General features: G+C 56.7%; 13 protein-coding genes. 9 read left to right on the forward strand and 4 right to left on the reverse strand.

Annotated elements, in window-relative coordinates:
• Nucleotides 1-141 precede the first annotated feature (141 nt).
• On the forward strand, nucleotides 142-1,101 hold the full coding sequence (gene fepB, locus FE839_RS06515) for a Fe2+-enterobactin ABC transporter substrate-binding protein (protein WP_138360027.1): 960 nt from the start codon (nucleotides 142-144) through the stop codon (nucleotides 1,099-1,101).
• Between the two features lie 648 nt (nucleotides 1,102-1,749).
• Here the strand turns inward: fepB and entS are convergent.
• Entirely contained in the window at nucleotides 1,750-2,991 is a 1,242-nt protein-coding gene (gene entS, locus FE839_RS06525) for an enterobactin transporter EntS (RefSeq protein WP_138360029.1), read from the reverse strand.
• Nucleotides 2,992-3,103: 112 nt separating this feature from the next.
• Between entS and fepD the strand changes: the two genes are divergently transcribed.
• The 3 genes from fepD to fepC are packed head-to-tail and all read left to right on the forward strand — an operon-like array spanning nucleotide 3,104 to nucleotide 5,891.
• Nucleotides 3,104-4,111: a Fe(3+)-siderophore ABC transporter permease gene (gene fepD, locus FE839_RS06530; protein ID WP_138360030.1), complete on the forward strand. Its 1,008-nt coding sequence runs from the start codon at nucleotides 3,104-3,106 to the stop codon at nucleotides 4,109-4,111.
• Entirely contained in the window at nucleotides 4,108-5,100 is a 993-nt protein-coding gene (fepG, locus tag FE839_RS06535) for an iron-enterobactin ABC transporter permease (RefSeq protein ID WP_171034831.1), read from the forward strand. The genes fepD and fepG overlap by 4 nt, the downstream gene beginning before the upstream one ends.
• Complete coding sequence (gene fepC, locus FE839_RS06540) at nucleotides 5,097-5,891, forward strand: iron-enterobactin ABC transporter ATP-binding protein (RefSeq protein ID WP_138360031.1); 795 nt, start codon at nucleotides 5,097-5,099, stop codon at nucleotides 5,889-5,891. Before fepG ends, fepC begins: the two co-directional genes overlap by 4 nt.
• An 85-nt stretch (nucleotides 5,892-5,976) precedes the next feature.
• Here fepC and entF read toward each other — a convergent pair whose 3' ends face one another.
• The 3 genes from entF to fes are packed head-to-tail and all read right to left on the reverse strand — an operon-like array spanning nucleotide 5,977 to nucleotide 11,299.
• Nucleotides 5,977-9,858 carry an enterobactin non-ribosomal peptide synthetase EntF gene (gene entF, locus FE839_RS06545; protein ID WP_138360032.1) on the reverse strand — a complete coding sequence of 1,294 codons (3,882 nt, stop codon included), beginning with the start codon at nucleotides 9,856-9,858 and terminating at the stop codon, nucleotides 5,977-5,979.
• Between the two features lie 10 nt (nucleotides 9,859-9,868).
• A complete protein-coding gene (locus FE839_RS06550) occupies nucleotides 9,869-10,072 on the reverse strand; it encodes an MbtH family protein (RefSeq protein WP_138360033.1) in 204 nt (67 codons plus the stop codon).
• 27 nt (nucleotides 10,073-10,099) lie between these two features.
• A complete protein-coding gene (gene fes / locus FE839_RS06555) occupies nucleotides 10,100-11,299 on the reverse strand; it encodes an enterochelin esterase (RefSeq protein WP_138360034.1) in 1,200 nt (399 codons plus the stop codon).
• A 385-nt stretch (nucleotides 11,300-11,684) separates the two neighbouring features.
• On the opposite strand from fes, the gene FE839_RS06560 reads away from it, so the two are divergent.
• The 5 genes from FE839_RS06560 to FE839_RS06580 all read left to right on the forward strand — a co-directional run.
• The gene (locus FE839_RS06560) at nucleotides 11,685-13,922 is read left to right on the forward strand and encodes a TonB-dependent siderophore receptor (RefSeq protein ID WP_138360035.1); all 2,238 of its coding nucleotides are present in this window, start codon (nucleotides 11,685-11,687) and stop codon (nucleotides 13,920-13,922) included.
• 67 nt (nucleotides 13,923-13,989) lie between these two features.
• A complete protein-coding gene (entD, locus tag FE839_RS06565; RefSeq protein WP_138360036.1) occupies nucleotides 13,990-14,649 on the forward strand; it encodes an enterobactin synthase subunit EntD in 660 nt (219 codons plus the stop codon).
• 118 nt (nucleotides 14,650-14,767) lie between these two features.
• Nucleotides 14,768-15,709: a D-ribose ABC transporter substrate-binding protein gene (locus FE839_RS06570; protein WP_138360037.1), complete on the forward strand. Its 942-nt coding sequence runs from the start codon at nucleotides 14,768-14,770 to the stop codon at nucleotides 15,707-15,709.
• An 11-nt stretch (nucleotides 15,710-15,720) separates the two neighbouring features.
• Nucleotides 15,721-16,329 (forward strand): DUF2291 family protein, encoded by a 609-nt coding sequence (locus tag FE839_RS06575; RefSeq protein WP_138360038.1) that lies wholly within the window; start codon nucleotides 15,721-15,723, stop codon nucleotides 16,327-16,329.
• Nucleotides 16,329-17,789, forward strand: a 1,461-nt coding sequence (locus FE839_RS06580) for a sugar ABC transporter ATP-binding protein (protein WP_171034832.1), incomplete at its 3' end; no start/stop codon positions are given. The genes FE839_RS06575 and FE839_RS06580, both read left to right, overlap by 1 nt.

Genomic DNA, 17,789 nt, shown 5'->3' on the forward strand with positions numbered 1-17,789 from the left:
ATATTTTGGTTCGCTAACCTAAAAGGTATTGCTCTACATGTCAACCTGCAGATAGCATGTTGTGCTGCTTACACAGGGCCCCACACAGCACAACGCTGAAAACCAGCAGCATTTATCACAACTTAATCAGGATGCGAATTCGTGAATTTCTCCACCTTTTGCCGCCATATTCTCCTCGCCAGCGGGCTGGCATTTTTAGGAATTAGTTCAGTGCTGGCTGCGGACTGGCCGCGTCAGATTACCGACAGTCGCGGGACGCATACGCTGGAAAGCCAGCCGCTGCGCATTGTCTCCACCAGCGTGACATTAACCGGTTCGCTGCTGGCGATTGACGCGCCGGTAGTCGCCAGTGGCGCCACGACGCCAAATAACCGCGTCGCCGACGATCAGGGGTTTCTGCGTCAGTGGAGCGAAGTGGCAAAAGCGCGCAAGCTATCGCGGCTCTATATTGGCGAGCCAAGCGCCGAAGCGGTCGCCGCCCAAATGCCGGATCTGATTCTGATTAGCGCCACCGGCGGCGACTCAGCGATAGCGCTCTACGATCAACTGTCGACGATTGCCCCGACGCTTATCATCAACTACGACGATAAGAGCTGGCAGGCGCTGCTGACCGAACTGGGGCAGATTACGGGCCATGAAAAACAGGCCGCTGAACGGATTGCTGAATTTGATAAAAAGCTGGCGGCACTTAAAGAGAAGATGACGCTGCCGCCACAACCGGTCACTGCGCTGGTCTACACCGCCGCCGCCCATAGCGCCAATATCTGGACGAAAGAGTCTGCCCAGGGGCAAATGCTCGAACAATTGGGTTTCACGCTCGCAACCCTACCTACGGGGCTGCACGCCAGCCACAGCCAGGGGAAGCGTCATGATATTGTGCAACTGGGCGGTGAGAATTTAGCCGCCGGGCTGAACGGCCAGAGTCTGTTCCTGTTCGCTGGCGATCAAAAAGATGCTGATGCGATTTACGCTAATCCCCTGCTGTCACATCTGCCGGCGGTAGCAGGCAAGCGTGTTTATCCACTGGGGACGGAAACCTTCCGCCTCGACTACTATAGCGCCCTGCTGGTGCTACAGCGTTTGTCGGCGCTTTTCGGTTAACGGGTCATCGGCGTGGTCGGCGGCGGCGTTTGTCAACAGCAATCACTTTTCGGTGGTTCTGGCGAAAATGGCATTTTTCGTTTTCACCCATTCAGATTCCGTGGACTATTCCGTTCACTATAAATACGCGGATATTCGTTATATCCACAGCGTGTGAACGGGCAGGGGGACGTTTCGCCCGTCCCCCTGCACCCCCGGCATGGCGCTGAAAACCTGCCGCTGCGCGGTCCGCTCCACTCCGGCTTCATCTGGCGGACCGGGCGGGACTCGACGCTACTCGTCCCATCCCTGGGACTCGCCCTTCCAGGGCCAGCGCAAGCGCTGTTCAAAATTGCTCCCGGTAATTTTGTCCCTGTCTCGACCCGCCCTCTGGCCGCCGTCCTGGCGGCCAGTCCTGGATGCGCGCCTGCGTTCTCGCCAGGTTTCCTTGATGCGCCCAACCCCCATGCGGTGAGTCCGTTATTCGTCAGGGGCTTTTCAGAGGCTGAAAGTCATAAAAAAGTTATATCCTTTATATTTCAGCCCGTATCAGCTCAGTTAGTGAATCAACCGAATTAGGTTTTCGTTTAAACCACCGATTAACGGAACCGCTCAACAAATCGTAACCCAGGTAAATCCCCCTGAACTGACCACCGCCAGCAACATCAACTAGCTTTCGCTCACCGCATCAGGGCGCTGAAAACGACGCAGTTCGCGCAGCAATCCCACCAGCACGATGCCAACAATCACCAGCGCCCAGCCGCTGACGCTCGCTGAAGCCACCGGCGTCAGAATCGCGCCGAGACCGCCAAGCAGCGCCGCGCCTATCGCATCGCCGGTCACGTTCTGCGCAGTCCACAAACCGTTGATCCGGCCAAGCATATTTTCCGGGGTTTGGGTTTGAATCAACGTATATTGCAGCAGCGAGCTTATCGCGCTCAGCCAGCCGAATAACGCCAGACACAGCGCCCCCAGTTCCCACACCGGCATCAGGCTAAACAGCGCAATCGCGGCAAAAGAACCCACGGTTGTCGCCAGCATCAGCACGCCAGGCTTTGCCGTCTGCGCCAGTTGTCCACTGGTCAACGCCCCCAGCGCCGCGCCCAGAGGAATCGCGGCATACAGCAGGCCAATCTGCGACGCCGACATCTGCCAGCTTCCGGCCAGCGCCGGATAGAGCACGCGAACCGCGCTGGCCATCGTCAACAAACCGCCCAATAGCGCGATGCCGCCAATAAGCGGACTATTGAAGAGGAATCTCAGCCCCGACTGCAATGATTTTAACGGGTGCTCCCGCGGCTGCGGCGGTGGGGCCAGCAGCGGTAAGCGCAGCAGCGTTAAGGTCGTGATAAAGGTGCCGATCGCCGCCAGGCCATAGTTCCAGGCAACGCCGCCGCTCGCCAGCAGCAGGCCGCCAATCATCGGTGAAATCACCGAACCCAGGCGCACCGTTAGCATAGTGATCGCCCCCGCCTGCATCAGGTTTTCCCGTCCGACCAGCGCCGGGGTCGCCGCCAGTAGCGCGGTCACGCCAATGGATGCAAAAAGGCCGTCCCAGATCCCCAACAGATAGATAGCGATTAGCGACGGTTCCGGCAGCATGGCGTTCAGGCACAGGCCGACAAAGCCAATACCGCAGGTACCCCGCGCCAGCAGGATCAAACGCTTGCGCTCATAGCGATCGGCCAGTACGCCGCCAACCATCAGACCGACAAACATTGAGCCGCCGGTTAAGGTCACTGACAGCCCCACCTGCCAGGTTGAGTGGGTCATCATCTGAATTTGCACCGGAATCGCCACGCCCAGCAGGCCAAGGGACAAAATGGAGATAAAACGAGCGATAAAGACGGCGCGAAAGGCCGGATGAGTTTTCAGCAAGCTGAGGTTCAGCAGCCAGGATTGTCGGTTCATGACAGCGCCTTGTTATTATTTTCCATACCATTTTTAGGGGTGCACATGCTAACATAACCGGATAAAATCGATAACGATAATTGCTATCATTATCAAGTCAGGGATGTATGCCATGCCGTCTTCCACGACTACGGTACGCGCCTTTGCCGTGCCGGGTCTTTTAATCATTTTAATCATTGCGATTGCACTCAGCCTGCTGATTGGCGCCAAACCGCTGCCGTTCAGCGTCGTCGTTGATGCCTTCACCGGAACCTGCCAGAGCGCGGATTGCACCATCGTCCTTGACGCCCGACTGCCGCGAACGCTCGCCGGGCTGCTGGCCGGCGCCGCGCTGGGTCTGGCCGGCGCGCTGATGCAAACACTCACCCGCAATCCGCTGGCGGACCCGGGAATTCTGGGCGTCAACTCTGGTGCAAGTTTCGCTATCGTGCTGGGCGCGGCGCTGTTTGGTATCTCTTCGCCGCAGGAACAACTGCTGATGGCCTTTAGCGGCGCCTTTGCCGCCTCGCTGCTGGTGGCTTTTACCGGTAGCCAGGGCGGCGGCCAGCTGAGTCCGGTTCGCCTGACGCTGGCGGGCGTTGCACTGGCGGCGGTGCTGGAAGGGCTTTCCAGCGGCATCGCGCTGCTGAACCCCGACGTCTACGATCAGTTACGCTTCTGGCAGGCCGGGTCGCTGGATGTGCGCACGCTGCAAACCCTGAAAATCGTGCTGATCCCAGTCATTATCGCTGGTCTGGTCACCTTGCTGCTGAGCCGGGCATTAAATAGCCTGAGCCTCGGCAACGATACCGCAACCGCGCTGGGCAGTCGGGTCGCCCGCACCCAGCTAATCGGTCTGCTGGCGATTACCGTCCTGTGCGGCAGCGCCACGGCGGTGGTCGGGCCGATCGCGTTTATCGGCCTGATGATGCCGCATATGGCCCGCTGGCTGGTCGGCGCCGATCATCGCTGGTCGCTACCGGTTACCCTACTGGCGACGCCTGCCCTGCTACTGTTTGCCGATATACTTGGCCGTCTGCTGGTTCCCGGCGAATTACGGGTATCGGTAGTGAGCGCCTTTATCGGCGCGCCGGTCCTGATCTGGCTGGTGCGCCGCCAGCCGCGTGGAGGTACGATGTGATTGCGCCTTCTCGTCGCCTGATTTTTAGCTGCCTGCTGCTGTTCGTCGCCAGCGTACTGATCTCCTTGTGGGGGCTCGGAACCGGTCTGGTGCCGTTAAGTGTTAACCAGGTCATTTCCGCCCTGCTCGGCGATGCGCCGCGCAATGTCGCCCTTGTCGTTACCCAATGGCGTCTGCCGCGCGTGCTGATGGCGCTGCTTATCGGCGCCGCGCTCGGCGTCAGCGGCGCGATTTTTCAGTCGTTGACCCGCAACCCGTTGGGCAGCCCGGACGTCATGGGTTTTAACACCGGGGCCTGGAGCGGCGTACTGATCGCGATGGTGTTCTTCGGCCAGAACCTGACGGCCATCTCAATGGCGGCAATGATCGGCGGTATCCTCACCGCGCTGGTGGTCTGGCTGCTGGCCTGGCGCAACGGCATTGAGACCTTTCGCCTGATTATTATCGGTATCGGCATTCGCGCCATGCTGGTGGCATTCAATACCTGGCTGCTGTTACGCGCCTCGCTTGAAACCGCGCTCTCCGCCGGATTATGGTATGCCGGTTCCCTTAACGGCCTGACGTGGGGCAAAACCTGGCCCTCCGCGCCGCTGATCCTGCTGATGCTTATCTGCGGCGCGCTGCTGGCGCGACGTATGCGGCTGCTGGAGATGGGCGACGATACCGCCTGCGCGCTGGGCGTGCGGGTTGAGCGTTCACGGCTGCTGATGATGCTGGTTGGGGTGCTGCTTACCGCCGCCGCCACCGCGCTTGCCGGACCGATTTCGTTTATTGCGCTGGTGGCCCCGCATATCGCGCGCCGTCTTAGCGGTACCGCGCGCTGGGGGCTAACCCAGGCGGCGCTGTGCGGCGCCCTGCTGCTGGCGCTATCCGACTACTGTGCTCAGCGTCTGTTTATGCCTTATCAGTTACCGGTAGGGGTAGTGACCGTCAGCCTTGGCGGTATCTACCTTATCGCGTTATTAATTCAGGAGTCCCGCAAAAAATGACCGCTATAGCTTCCCGTTTGCGCGGCGACCAGTTGACGCTGGCGTACGGCAAAAAGACCATCGCTGAATCGCTGAGCGTCACCATTCCTGACGGGCACTTTACCGCCATTATTGGTCCCAACGGCTGCGGTAAATCGACGCTGCTACGAACCCTCAGCCGTCTGATGACGCCAGTCAGCGGTCATGTTTATCTTGATGGTGAGCAGATCCAGCATTACGCCAGTAAAGAGGTCGCCAAACGTATTGGTCTGCTGGCGCAGAACGCCACCACGCCGGGCGATATCACCGTTCAGGAGCTGGTCGCCCGCGGGCGCTATCCGCACCAGCCGCTGTTTACCCGCTGGCGTAAAGAAGATGAAGAGGCGGTCAGCAAGGCAATGAAAGCCACGGGGATCACTGAGCTTGCGCTGCAAAGCGTCGATACCCTCTCCGGCGGCCAGCGCCAGCGGGCGTGGATTGCCATGGTGCTGGCTCAGGAGACAGCGATTATGCTGCTGGATGAGCCGACCACCTGGCTCGATATCAGCCATCAGATCGATCTGCTTGAACTGCTTAGCGAGTTGAATCAGAAAAAAGGATATACCCTGGCCGCAGTCCTGCACGACCTGAACCAGGCCTGCCGCTACGCCACCCATTTGATTGCCCTGCGCGACGGCAAAATTGTCGCCGAAGGCGCGCCGAGGGAGATTGTCAGCGCCGAACTGATCGAGAAGGTTTATGGATTGCGCTGTACGATCATTGACGATCCGGTCGCCCATACGCCGCTGGTGGTGCCGCTGGGGCGACGTTAAACTGGCGTTCACGGACTCGCCCGGTGGCGCTACACTACGCTTACCGGGCCTACGGTTTCCCATAATTTGGTAGATCGGGTAAGCGCTACCCCAGAATCTCCCTGAGCACCGGACCAATCGCTTCAAAAGCCTGCGGGGAGATAATATCCACATGCGCGCAATCCTGGCTAAACACCTCCAGCTCACCGACCCACGGCCCCCAGACCACCAGCGGGTCCATGCCTCGCTGACGGGTTTTCTCCGCCACAAACAGCGTCGCCTTGCCGTCAAACTTCGCGCTGTGAGCGGTGGTTAACAGGCGCACCGCATCGGCGTAGTTGCCTTCAATAACGCTGAACAGCTCGCCGGAAGCCTGCCCCTGCCGGGCAGCAAGAAATGCCTCACGTTCCCGCGCAATCTCCGCCAGCACGTCAGGATCCAGACCGTTAGCCTCTTTTTCCGCCCAGTTCTGCGTTTCCGGCGGCCAGGTATCCAGCAGCCCCAGGAACGCCACCGCTTCCCCGCGCTGGCGTAAGCGGGCGGCAATCCCCTGCGCCAGCGTACCGCCGAGCGAATAACCACACAGATAATAGGGACCATGCGGCTGCTGCTGAAGTAAGGTTTGCAGATGATGTTCGCAGACCGCATCCAGATCCGCCGCCGTCGCCATCGGCCCCTGCGGTCGCGGTGACTGAATGCCGGTAATCGACCAGCGCGGGCTTAAATAGCGCGCCAGCACGCTGAACTGCCAGGCGAAACCGGAAGCCGGATGGAAGCAGAACAGCGTCGGGCCGCTGCTCTCGCGCAGCGGCAGGATCGCGTCGAAGCCCAGACGCTGAGCCTGCTCATCGCTAAGATCGGATGCCAGCAGCGCGCTCAGCTTGCCGACGGTAGAAGCAACCATCACCTGTCCCGGCGTCACCTCCCGCGCCAGCTCGCGGCTCAACAGCGCCGCCAGGCGCATCGCCAGCAGCGAATGGCCGCCAAGCGCGAAGAAATCGGCGTCGATATCATTCACTTCGCAGCCCAGTAACTGGCTGAATGCCGACGCAACGCTGGTTTCTACTCCCGGCTCCGGCGGACGACCGCCGCGTTCACCGTTCAGCGCTGGTAACGGCAGCGCTTTGCGATCCAGCTTACCGTTGGCGCTGAGCGGCAGTTCAGGCAGTTGAATCAGCGCCACCGGCACCATATGCGGCGGCAACTGTTCGCCAAGTCGCGCTTTTAACGCCGCGGTATCCAGCGGCAGGCCCGATTCAGAAACCAGATAACCCACCAGTTGACGGGCATCGCCGCCGGTGGCTGCGGCCTGGTTGAAGATGCAGGCATGCGTCACCGCCTGTTCTACATCCGGCAGCGCCGACATAAGCCGGTCGATTTCACCGAGTTCAATACGCTGACCACGAATTTTCAGTTGGTCGTCGCTGCGCCCAAGATATTCAACCGCGCCATTATCCAGCCAGCGGGCCACGTCACCGGTGCGATACATGCGCTCGCCCGGCGCGTAAGGATCGGCAATAAAGCGGCTGGCGGTTAAATCGGCACGCCCCAGATACCCTTGCGCCAGTTGAATGCCGGTCAGATAGAGATCCCCCGCCACGCCAGGCGGCACCGGGCACAGTGAAGCATCCAGAACCCGCAATCCGGTATTCCACACCGGCCAGCCGATCGGCACGCTGGTACCGGTCACCGCCGCCAGTTCAGGCCCGCAGGCCGGATACCAGCTTACGTCCACCGCCGCTTCCGTCGGGCCGTACAGATTATGCAACGGCGCTCCGGTTAACCTCTCCCATTCCCGGCATAACGCCGTCGGCAGCGCTTCTCCGCTGCAGAATACCCGACGCAGGGTTTTACAGGAGTCGACGTTTTCCGCATCCAGCGAAGCGACGAATGCCGCCAGCATCGATGGTACAAAGTGCGTGGTGGTCACCCCATAGCGGGCAAAAAACCGCTGCATCGCCAGCGGGTCGCGATGGGCTTCCGGCTCGGCCATAACCAGTTGCGCGCCGGCAATAAACGGCCACCAGAACTCCCATACCGAGACATCAAAACTGCACGGCGTTTTCTGCGCCACCACATCGTCAGCGGAGAGCGGATAGTGATCCTGCATCCACAGCAGGCGGTTAACGATGGCGGTTTGCCCGACCATCACCCCTTTCGGCCTCCCGGTAGAGCCGGAAGTGAAGATGATATACGCGGTATGCCGGGGCTGAGAGAGCGCCAGCGGTGCAGCATCGCCCGCCGCCAGCGGCTGCTGATAGCACAGGCTTTGCAGGCCGGGAATATCGCTAAAGCGCGCCAGTTGATCCTCAGAGGTAATCAGTAATGACGGACGGGCGTCTTCCAGCATCATCCTCAGACGATCGTCGGGATAACCGGTATCCAGCGGTAGCCACGCGGCTCCGGCTTCAACAATACCGTGTAGCGCCAGAGTCAGAAACACGGAACGCGGCAGCGCCACCGCCACGCTATCGCCCGGTTTGACGCCACGCGCGCGCAGCAATTCAGCCAGCGCCACCACCTGCTGACGCATCTCGCGATAGCTAAACTGCCAGCGGGCATCTGCCAGCGCAGGCGCATCCGGGGTCTTTTCCGCCTGCTTCGCAACCAGCGCGCTCAGCGTGGTCTCGGGGAGCGCAATAGCGGTATTATTCACCTGCCGCAACCGCGCCGTTTCCTCTGTGGACAGCATATTCGCTTCGCCACAGCGCAGATCCGGGTTCTCCGCAAACTGGCTCAACAACAGGGATAATCTGGCGATATGCCCGCGTAGCGTCGGTTCATCATAACGCTGTTTATTAGCCAGAATCTCCAGCGACAGGCCGCCCGCTTCATCCGGGAATAGCGCCAGCTCAAGGTCATTCACCGGGCCGGTGGCCAGGGTATGCGTCACCGTCTGCACGCCGTCAATGTCGAGCTGGTAGTCAAAGACTTTAATATTGAGCACCGGACCAAACAGCGGTTCATCGCCCGCCGCCTTACCGCTGTCGCGAACGATCTGTTCAGCGTCATAGCGCTGATGACGGCGCATTTTCTTCAGTTGCCCGGCGAGACGCGTTGCCAGTTCCGGCAGCGTGTCCCCGGCGTCAATATTGACCGCCAGCGGCAGGACATTCAGCACCGGCCCCGTGGCGGTTAGCGCCACCGAGCCCATCCGGCGCATAAAAATAAAGCCCGCGGCGTACGCCATTCGGCTGCATAGCCTCCCCAGCCACAGAGTCGTCAGCGCCAGCGCCAGGTCCGCACGCTGGCACTGCGGCGCGCTCGCCGCCAGGCGGTTGAAGGCGTCAGCATCAACCTCCAGCTTCATTCGCCAGATATCGGTGCTGGTCGCCCGCCCGGCTAAAGGCGCGGCTGAGAGAGAGGCCGGAGGCGGCAGGGCTTCACGCTGCTCCTGCCAGAACTGTTTGTCGCGCTGCCAGGCATCGCTGCCGTAATAGCGCTGATACTCTTCCACCACGTCGGCAAAGGGGGTAAACGGCGAAGCGGGCGTCTCTTCGCCACGTCGCCAGGCACGATAAATCGCGACGATCTGGCGGGTAATCGCCGGAAAACTGAAACCATCGACCAGTAAATGATGATAACGCTGATACCAGTACCAGCGAGTCTCTCCCACCCTCAGCAGTTGATGGCAGACCAGCGGATTACCACCGTCCACGCGCAAGTTCTGCCCGAGGTCGGCCTGCATTCGCGCCAGCGCGGCGGCATGCGGGTCACTCTCCCCACGCAGGTCCTGATACTCCGGTTCGGCAAACTCGCGGCTTTCGTCGACCCACTGCCAGGCTTCGCCATTATCTTCAGTAAAACGCATGCTCAGGGTGTCAGCCTGCGACAACCCGATGACGATCGCCCGTCCGAGCAGAGCCGGATCAATATCGCCGCGCAGCTCGACGTAGTGGGCGACGCTCCAGGCGCCGGGCAGCGTCGAAAGGCGCTCGGCCATCCAGATCCCTGGCTGTGCCGCCACCAGCGGTAAACGCGTGCTCATCATTGGCTCCTCAGATCGCATGGTGCGCGGGGGTAAGGGTTGACCAGTTTGCCATCAGCCAGCGGTTACATGCATCGACTGACTGCGGCGGGCACGCCACCGCCCAGCCTTCCGGCAGCGCGCAGTGATGCGGCCACAGGCTGTAGTGCTGCTGGTCATTGCGCAGAATGTAAAACTGCCCTTGCGGATCATCGAAGGGGTTACTGAATTGCATGTCAAATTCCTCGTAAAACGTGCTTCGCTACTCTTCGCGGCATAAAGGTTGCCATAGCTGGATAAGTCCCGCCGTCAGCCCGCCGCGCCAGCAAAGCGCATCATGCCCGCCGTCAACCTGACGCCAGAAAACAGATTGCGGTTCCAGATGCGCAAGAAGCGCCTGGTTCGCGCGAAAGATGATGGGTTCGCGAACACCGGCTTCCAGCCAGATTCGCAACCCTTGAGGATGGAGTTCGCCGCGGCTTAAGCGCTCGATCAGTACTCCCGTCTGCGCGCCGCCGCGATGGGGCCACCAGTAGGAACCGGACTGGCTGAGCACGCAGCCAAAACGTTGCGGCCAGTAGAGCGCGGCGAACATTGCCGCCAGGCCGCCGAAGCTCTGGCCAGCCACCACGGTGCGATCCGCGCGATCGCTAAAGGGCGTTGTCTGGCGCACCAGCGGCAGCAACTCTTCCTGAACAGCCAGCCAGAACGCTTCATTGCAGGGAAGCTCCTCGGCACGGTGCTGGTTATCAATCACGTCAATGAGCAGATAAACCGCCTGCGGAAGCCGCTTTTCACGAGTCAGGCCCGCCAGCGGCGACCAGACCGGCATACTTTCAGCCCAGAACTGTCCATCAAGCAGGATCGCCAGCGGGCGCGCTTGCGGGTGTGCTGCGCCAGTGGCGTAAATCCATATTCGTCGCGTATTGCCAAGACGCTGACTCTGCCACTCAATGCAGACCGGCGGCTGATATGATTCATCGCTCAGCGCCCAGCCCGGCTGTTCCGGCGCATCAGGAAGCGCCAGCGCAGAGACGGCATGGCCGCGTCCTCCCTTCCAGCTTTGCGGGTTTAGCGGATCGGCAATCGCCTGCGGCAGCAGCTTGCGCCAGCCTTCGCGCAGCAGCGTGCGGTCCGGACTCTCGCCGTTAAAAAGCTGAGGGGAAAAGTCATCATCACTCTCAGAGGGAACAAAGCAGTAACTGCCGCGCCAGCCGGGAGAAAGCGTTGTTTGCCAGAACCAGGCATCGGTACCTGGAAGGCGCTGTAACGTTTGTGGCGGCGAGTTTTTATGATGGTCAGTGACACCCGTGATATAGATCCACACCTTTTGAGTTGGCGAAGACATTTCGTCGCCTGCCGGATCGCGCCACCAGAACGTCACCCGATACGCGCCATCAATGGCCTCTATTTGCGGACCGGAGAGGCTCTGCCACCAGCCATCGCTTCCTCTCTTATGCATTCACCAACCTTATGTTTATCGTGACATTTATCAACAAACGTATCAATAAACGCAATATTTATTGATAATATTATTGATAACCATTTCCATTTGCAATAGCGTATTAGCGCGCTGTGGGAAGCGCGTCTTTCAAATTAAACATGTCAGAGATGGCTAATTTAGAGCCAGGTCCAGCAGGCATTATTGTTGCCAGTGGTTTGCTCATGGACAGCGCGCAGAGCGCGAGCACAGCCTTGAGTCTAACAGGCCAATACTATACCTGAGGACCGGGATCTTAGTCAGCGATGGAGTGCCTTTGCCCTCTACTGGCGACATTGGCACCACCACTCTCCCCCGAACGGGAAGGATGTGTTGGAGAAGGTGGCGACGAAAAGCAGGATGTACAATGAATAACAGGATCAAATCTCTGGCCTTGCTGGTCAATCTGGGTATCTATGGGGTCGCCTTTCCGCTGAGCGCGGCGGAAGTGACCTCGGATAGCAAAACAACAACCTCTGATGAAACTATGGTGGTTACCGCTGCCGAGCAGAACCTTCAGGCTCCGGGCGTATCAACCATTACCGCCGATGAAATTCGTAAAAATCCGCCTGCCCGTGATATCTCGGAAATAATCCGCACCATGCCGGGCGTCAATCTGACCGGTAACTCCACCAGCGGCCAGCGCGGCAACAATCGCCAGATTGATATTCGCGGTATGGGCCCGGAAAATACCTTGATCCTGGTTGACGGAAAACCGGTTACCAGCCGCAACTCCGTGCGTCTCGGCTGGCGCGGCGAACGCGATACCCGTGGCGATACCGGCTGGGTGCCGCCGGAAATGATCGAGCGTATTGAAGTTATTCGCGGCCCGGCCGCCGCCCGTTACGGTAATGGCGCGGCGGGCGGCGTCGTCAATATTATCACCAAGAAAGGCGGCGATGAGTGGCACGGTTCATGGGATACCTATTTCAACGTTCCGGAACATAAAGACGAAGGCGCCACTAAACGCACCAACTTTAGCCTTAGCGGCCCGCTGGGCGGCGACTTCAGCTTCCGCCTGTACGGCAACCTCGATAAAACGCAGGCCGACGCCTGGGATATCAACAAGGGACATCAGTCTGAGCGTACCGGCATTTATGCTGACACTCTCCCCGCCGGGCGTGAAGGGGTGATTAATAAAGATATTAACGGCACGGTGCGCTGGGACTTCGCCCCGATGCAGTCCATTGAGCTGGAAGCGGGCTATAGCCGTCAGGGCAACCTCTACTCTGGCGATACGCAAAACACCAACAGTAACGATCTGGTGAAAAAGAACTACGGTAAAGAGACTAACCGCCTTTATCGCAACAACTACTCCCTGACCTGGAACGGCGCCTGGGATAACGGCATCACCACCAGTAACTGGGCGCAGTATGAACGTACCCGTAACTCGCGGACGCCTGAAGGTCTGGCGGGCGGTACTGAAGGGATCTTTGACCCGAATTCCACGCAAAAATATATTGATGCCGATCTGAACGATGTCACGCTGCACAGTGAAGTGAGCATACCGTTCGATCTGCTGGTGAACCAGAACCTGACTCTGGGTACTGAGTGGAACCAGCAACGGATGAAGGATAAATCCTCTAATACCCAAACCTTTTTGGGCGGAGATATCCCAGGCTACGATAGCGCTGGTCGCAGTCCATACTCAAAAGCAAAAATTTTCTCTCTGTTTGCTGAGAACAACATGGAGTTAACCGACACTACCATGTTGACCCCGGCACTGCGCTTCGATCACCACAGTATCGTCGGCAATAACTGGAGCCCATCGCTGAACTTGTCCCAGGGACTTTGGGATGACTTCACGTTAAAAATGGGTATCGCCCGCGCCTATAAAGCGCCAAGCCTGTTTCAAACCAACCCCAACTACATTCTGTACAGTAAAGGCCAGGGCTGCTATGCGAGCCAGGGTGGCTGCTACCTACAGGGTAATGATAATCTGAAAGCCGAAACCAGCATCAACAAAGAGATCGGCCTCGAATTTAAACGCGACGGCTGGCTGGCAGGCGTGACCTGGTTCCGCAACGACTATCGTGACAAGATTGAAGCAGGTTATGCGCCTGTTTATACCAACAGTAACGGTACCGATCTCTACAAGTGGGAAAACGTGCCGAAAGCAGTGGTTGAAGGTCTGGAAGGCACCCTGAACGTTCCTGTGAGCGAAACGGTTAACTGGACCAACAACATCACTTACATGTTAAAGAGTAAGAATAAAACTACCGGCGATCGTCTGTCGATTATTCCCGAATACACGCTGAACTCAACCCTGAGCTGGCAAGTACATCAGGATGTTTCTCTGCAGTCGACCTTTACCTGGTATGGTAAGCAGCAGCCGAAGAAATATAACTACAAAGGTCAACCCGTCACAGGTAGCGAGAAAGACGTGGTTAGCCCATACAGCATTCTCGGCCTGAGCGCGACCTGGGATGTTACGAAAAACGTCAGCCTGACCGGCGGCGTGGATAACGTCTTCGATAAGCGCCACTGGCGTGCCGGTAACGCGCAAACCACAGGCGGTAACAAGGGTTATATGTATGGCGCAGGCGCGTACACCTATAACGAACCTGGCCGTACCTGGTATATGAGTGTCAATACCCACTTCTGATTGCTTGTCTGAATCCCCCGCCCTCTTCCCATAGAGGGCGGAAGGGAGAATCTGCTAACATCACGCAATGCAAATCAATCACTCGATCATTCAACTTGCCGGTCACTCGCTTCAGCGGGTAGATTTCGACCCGGCGACCTTTCAGCCAGCGGATTTACTGTGGTTGCCTCATCACGCCCGGTTAACCGACTGCGCCCGTAAACGTCAGACCGAGCATCTTGCCGGGCGCATTGCCGCAGTTTATGCGCTGCGGGAAGTGGGGGAAAAATGTGTCCCGGCGATTGGCGACCGGCGTCAGCCGCTGTGGCCAGCGCCGTGGTACGGAAGCATCAGCCACTGCGAACATAGCGCGCTGGCGGTGGTCTCAGATCAACCGGTCGGTATTGATATCGAACGGATACTCTCGCCCTCTCTGGCAGCCGAACTGGAAAGCAGCATCATCAATGCGGCGGAAAAAAAAGTGCTGGAAGCCAGCGGCCTGCCGCCAGAACTGGCGCTGACGCTGGCGTTTTCGGCGAAAGAAAGTGGGTTTAAGGCGTGGTCATCTCATGCTCTGTCCTTCCCGGGTTTTCATAGCGCCCAGGTAATATCAGCCTCTCCAGCGACACTTCATTTGCAGCTAAATACTGACTTCTCTCCTTTATTAAATAAATTTACTATAAAAATTAATTACTTAAAAATAGACCGCCATATCATTACCTGTACTTTACCCCGTTATAAATCGTGATCTCTTTCTCCTTTTAAAAAATTAACGGTTTAAACCATAGACACTTCCACAACTCAGCTTTATCGTTACTATGAATAATAAATCATTATTGAATAAATATTCAATATGGAGAAAAACGATGAAAGTTACCTTTGTTAAATCCGTCCTGTTCGCTTCAATGATTGCCGCATCCAGTTCACTGTGTGCCGCCGACAACGGCCTGATTGCCATTATTACCCCCTCTCATGACAACCCATTCTTTAAAGCTGAGGCTGATGGCGCAGCGGAAAAAGCGAAAGAGTTGGGTTACAGCACACTCATTGCCTCCCATGACGATGATGTGAATAAACAAAACCAATTAATTGAAACCGCCATCGCCCGCAAAGCAAAGGCCATTATTCTTGATAATGCCGGCGCTGATGCCACCGTTGGGCCACTGGAAAAAGCAAAGGAGGCTGGCGTTCCGGCATTTCTTATCGATCGCGAAATCAATAAAACGGGTATCGCGGTGGCACAAATCGTTTCGAACAACTATCAAGGTGCGCAAATTGGCGCGGAAAAATTCGCCGCGTTGCTCAACGGTAAAGGTAAATATGTCGAGCTGCTTGGCCGTCAATCGGACACCAATGCCAGCGTTCGCTCTCAGGGCTATCACGACATACTTGATGACTATCCGGATATGAAAATGGTGGCGCAACAAACAGCTAACTGGAGCCAGACGGAAGCTTTTACTCGAATGGAAGCCATATTACAAACCAATCCAGACATCGTTGGCGTGATTTCCGGCAACGACACAATGGCGCTGGGCGCGGAGGCCGCACTGAAAGCCGCCGGCAAGAAAGATGTCATTATTGTTGGCTTTGACGGCAGTGATTATACCCGTGATTCCATTATCAATAAGGGCAATATCAAAGCTACCGTATTGCAACCCGGCTGGAAGCAGGCACAGATGGCCGTTGAACAGGCCGACTTTTTTCTGAAAAACGGCAAAGCGCAAAAAGAAGAAAAACAGTTAATGGACTGCATTCTTATTGATGATTCCAATGCCAGCAAACTGAATAAGTTTAACCTCAGCGAGTAAGGTGAAACGCTATGTCTTTTAAACAATGGGGGGCCGCACTGTTAGGGTGCGCCGCTCTGTTGCTGACGGCCTGCACTGTGGTTGATCTGGATGACAATGGCAAACCGATCTTGCCTGCCGATCCTAATGCGAAACAAAGCTTCGATAATCTGTCACCACAGCAGATCGCACAACAAACCTGGAAAACACGAGTTATTGATACCGCAAGTCAGCATTCCCTGGACATGAATGCACTGGAGAATCAACTGGCGTCATCAAGAAGTACGCCAGCCAGTTTTTTTGTGCGTCTGAACGCTACTGTTCTCGACGTTGATATTAGCAACACGCGTGAACAAAAACTTATTTTCAACATTAACGGACGTCCCCTCGCCATTCAGGTTGGACCGGTAATACGGGGTAATGCTATTCGTGATGCCACTGGCTTCAAATTTGAAGATTTCACTAACCAGGTTCAGTTTGCCCAGCTTTCACGGGCCTATAACCGGGAGGCGGTTAAACAATTACCTAAAATTGATTCTGAATGGGTCGGCAAGAAGATCAGTGTGCTATTCGCGGTGACATTAAGCAATGGAACAGCTCAGGATGCCGCTGCGCTTGCACTGAAACAGGAGACACCGTAATGAGCGATATTCCTGCTGAAGATATAATTTTGCATACAAAAGGCATTTCAATGCTGTTTCCCGGTACGGTGGCGCTGGACAATGTTGACTACAACGTTTGGCGCGGCAAGGTTAACGTTATTATCGGTGAAAATGGTGCCGGAAAATCAACGCTGATGAAAATCCTTGCTGGCGTACAACAGCCGAGCCTGGGGGAAATAGTGCTCAATGGAAAATCGGTACATTTTTCCAGTACCCGTGAAGCCGCGCTTCACGGTATCGGCATGGTGCATCAGGAATTAAACCTGTTTGAAAATCTGAGCGTAGCCGAGAATATTTTTCTTGGTCGTGAACTGCAAAAAGGTATTGCGCCAATTAACGAAGCAGAGCAGGAAAAGCGTGCCGTCGAGCTATTAAAACGCCTCGATCAACCCATCTCTCCCAAAGAACTGGTCGGAAATCTCAAAGTCGGTCAGCAACAGTTGATAGAGATAGCCAAAGCACTGGCAGAAGATGCAGACATACTGATTCTGGATGAGCCGACATCTGCACTGAGTAAGACCGAAGTCGACATTCTGTTTCGCGTGATCCGTGAACTAACCCGCCAGGGGGTGACAATTATTTATATTTCGCACCGTCTGGAGGAACTGATGACTATCGGCGACGTCATCACTATTCTGCGAGACGGCAAATTCCAGTCAGAAGCAAAAGTCTCTGATATTGACGTCCCATGGATTGTTCGTGAAATGTTAGGCAGCGATCCTGTCAGTAATTTCCTCGAACCTGGACGGACTTTTGGCGCGCCTTTACTCGAAGCTGAGCATATTACCTGTGTTAATGCGGCCGGAAATAAAGTGGTGAATGATGTTAGCTTTAAAGTTCACACAGGCGAAATTGTCGGTATTTATGGCCTCATGGGCGCGGGCCGAACCGAGTTATTTGAATGCATGCTTGGCACCGAACGTAACTATTTCGGCAAATTATGGTTAGACAGTAAACCGGTGCCACAACGCTTAACTCCCGCCGATCGTATACGTATGGGAATGAGCCTGGTACCGGAAGATCGTAAGCGTACCGGCATCTTCCCAGTTTCCTCCGTCGCCAATAATTTGACAATTGCCAGCTTGTGGCGACGGCTGCGGCGGGGACTAACCATCGCAAATAAAGAAGAAGAAACCGTCGTAGCCAGCACCATCGGCAACCTGTCGATTAAAGTTTCTTCACCGGAAGTGGAAATTCAGGCGCTGAGCGGCGGTAACCAGCAGAAAGTGGTTATTGGTCGCTCGCTGTTAACAAACCCCAAAGTCCTGTTCCTCGACGAACCGACTCGCGGCATTGATATCGGTGCGAAAGCAGACGTATTTCGCATGATGGTGCAGCTTTCACAACAAGGCATAGCAGTTGTCTTCTCTACTTCCGATCTCAAAGAAATTATGGCGGTTTCTGACCGTATTTTGGTGATGTCCGGCGGCAAGTTAACC

Source organism: Klebsiella indica, from assembly GCF_005860775.1.
Classification (GTDB): Bacteria; Pseudomonadota; Gammaproteobacteria; order Enterobacterales; family Enterobacteriaceae; genus Klebsiella; species Klebsiella indica.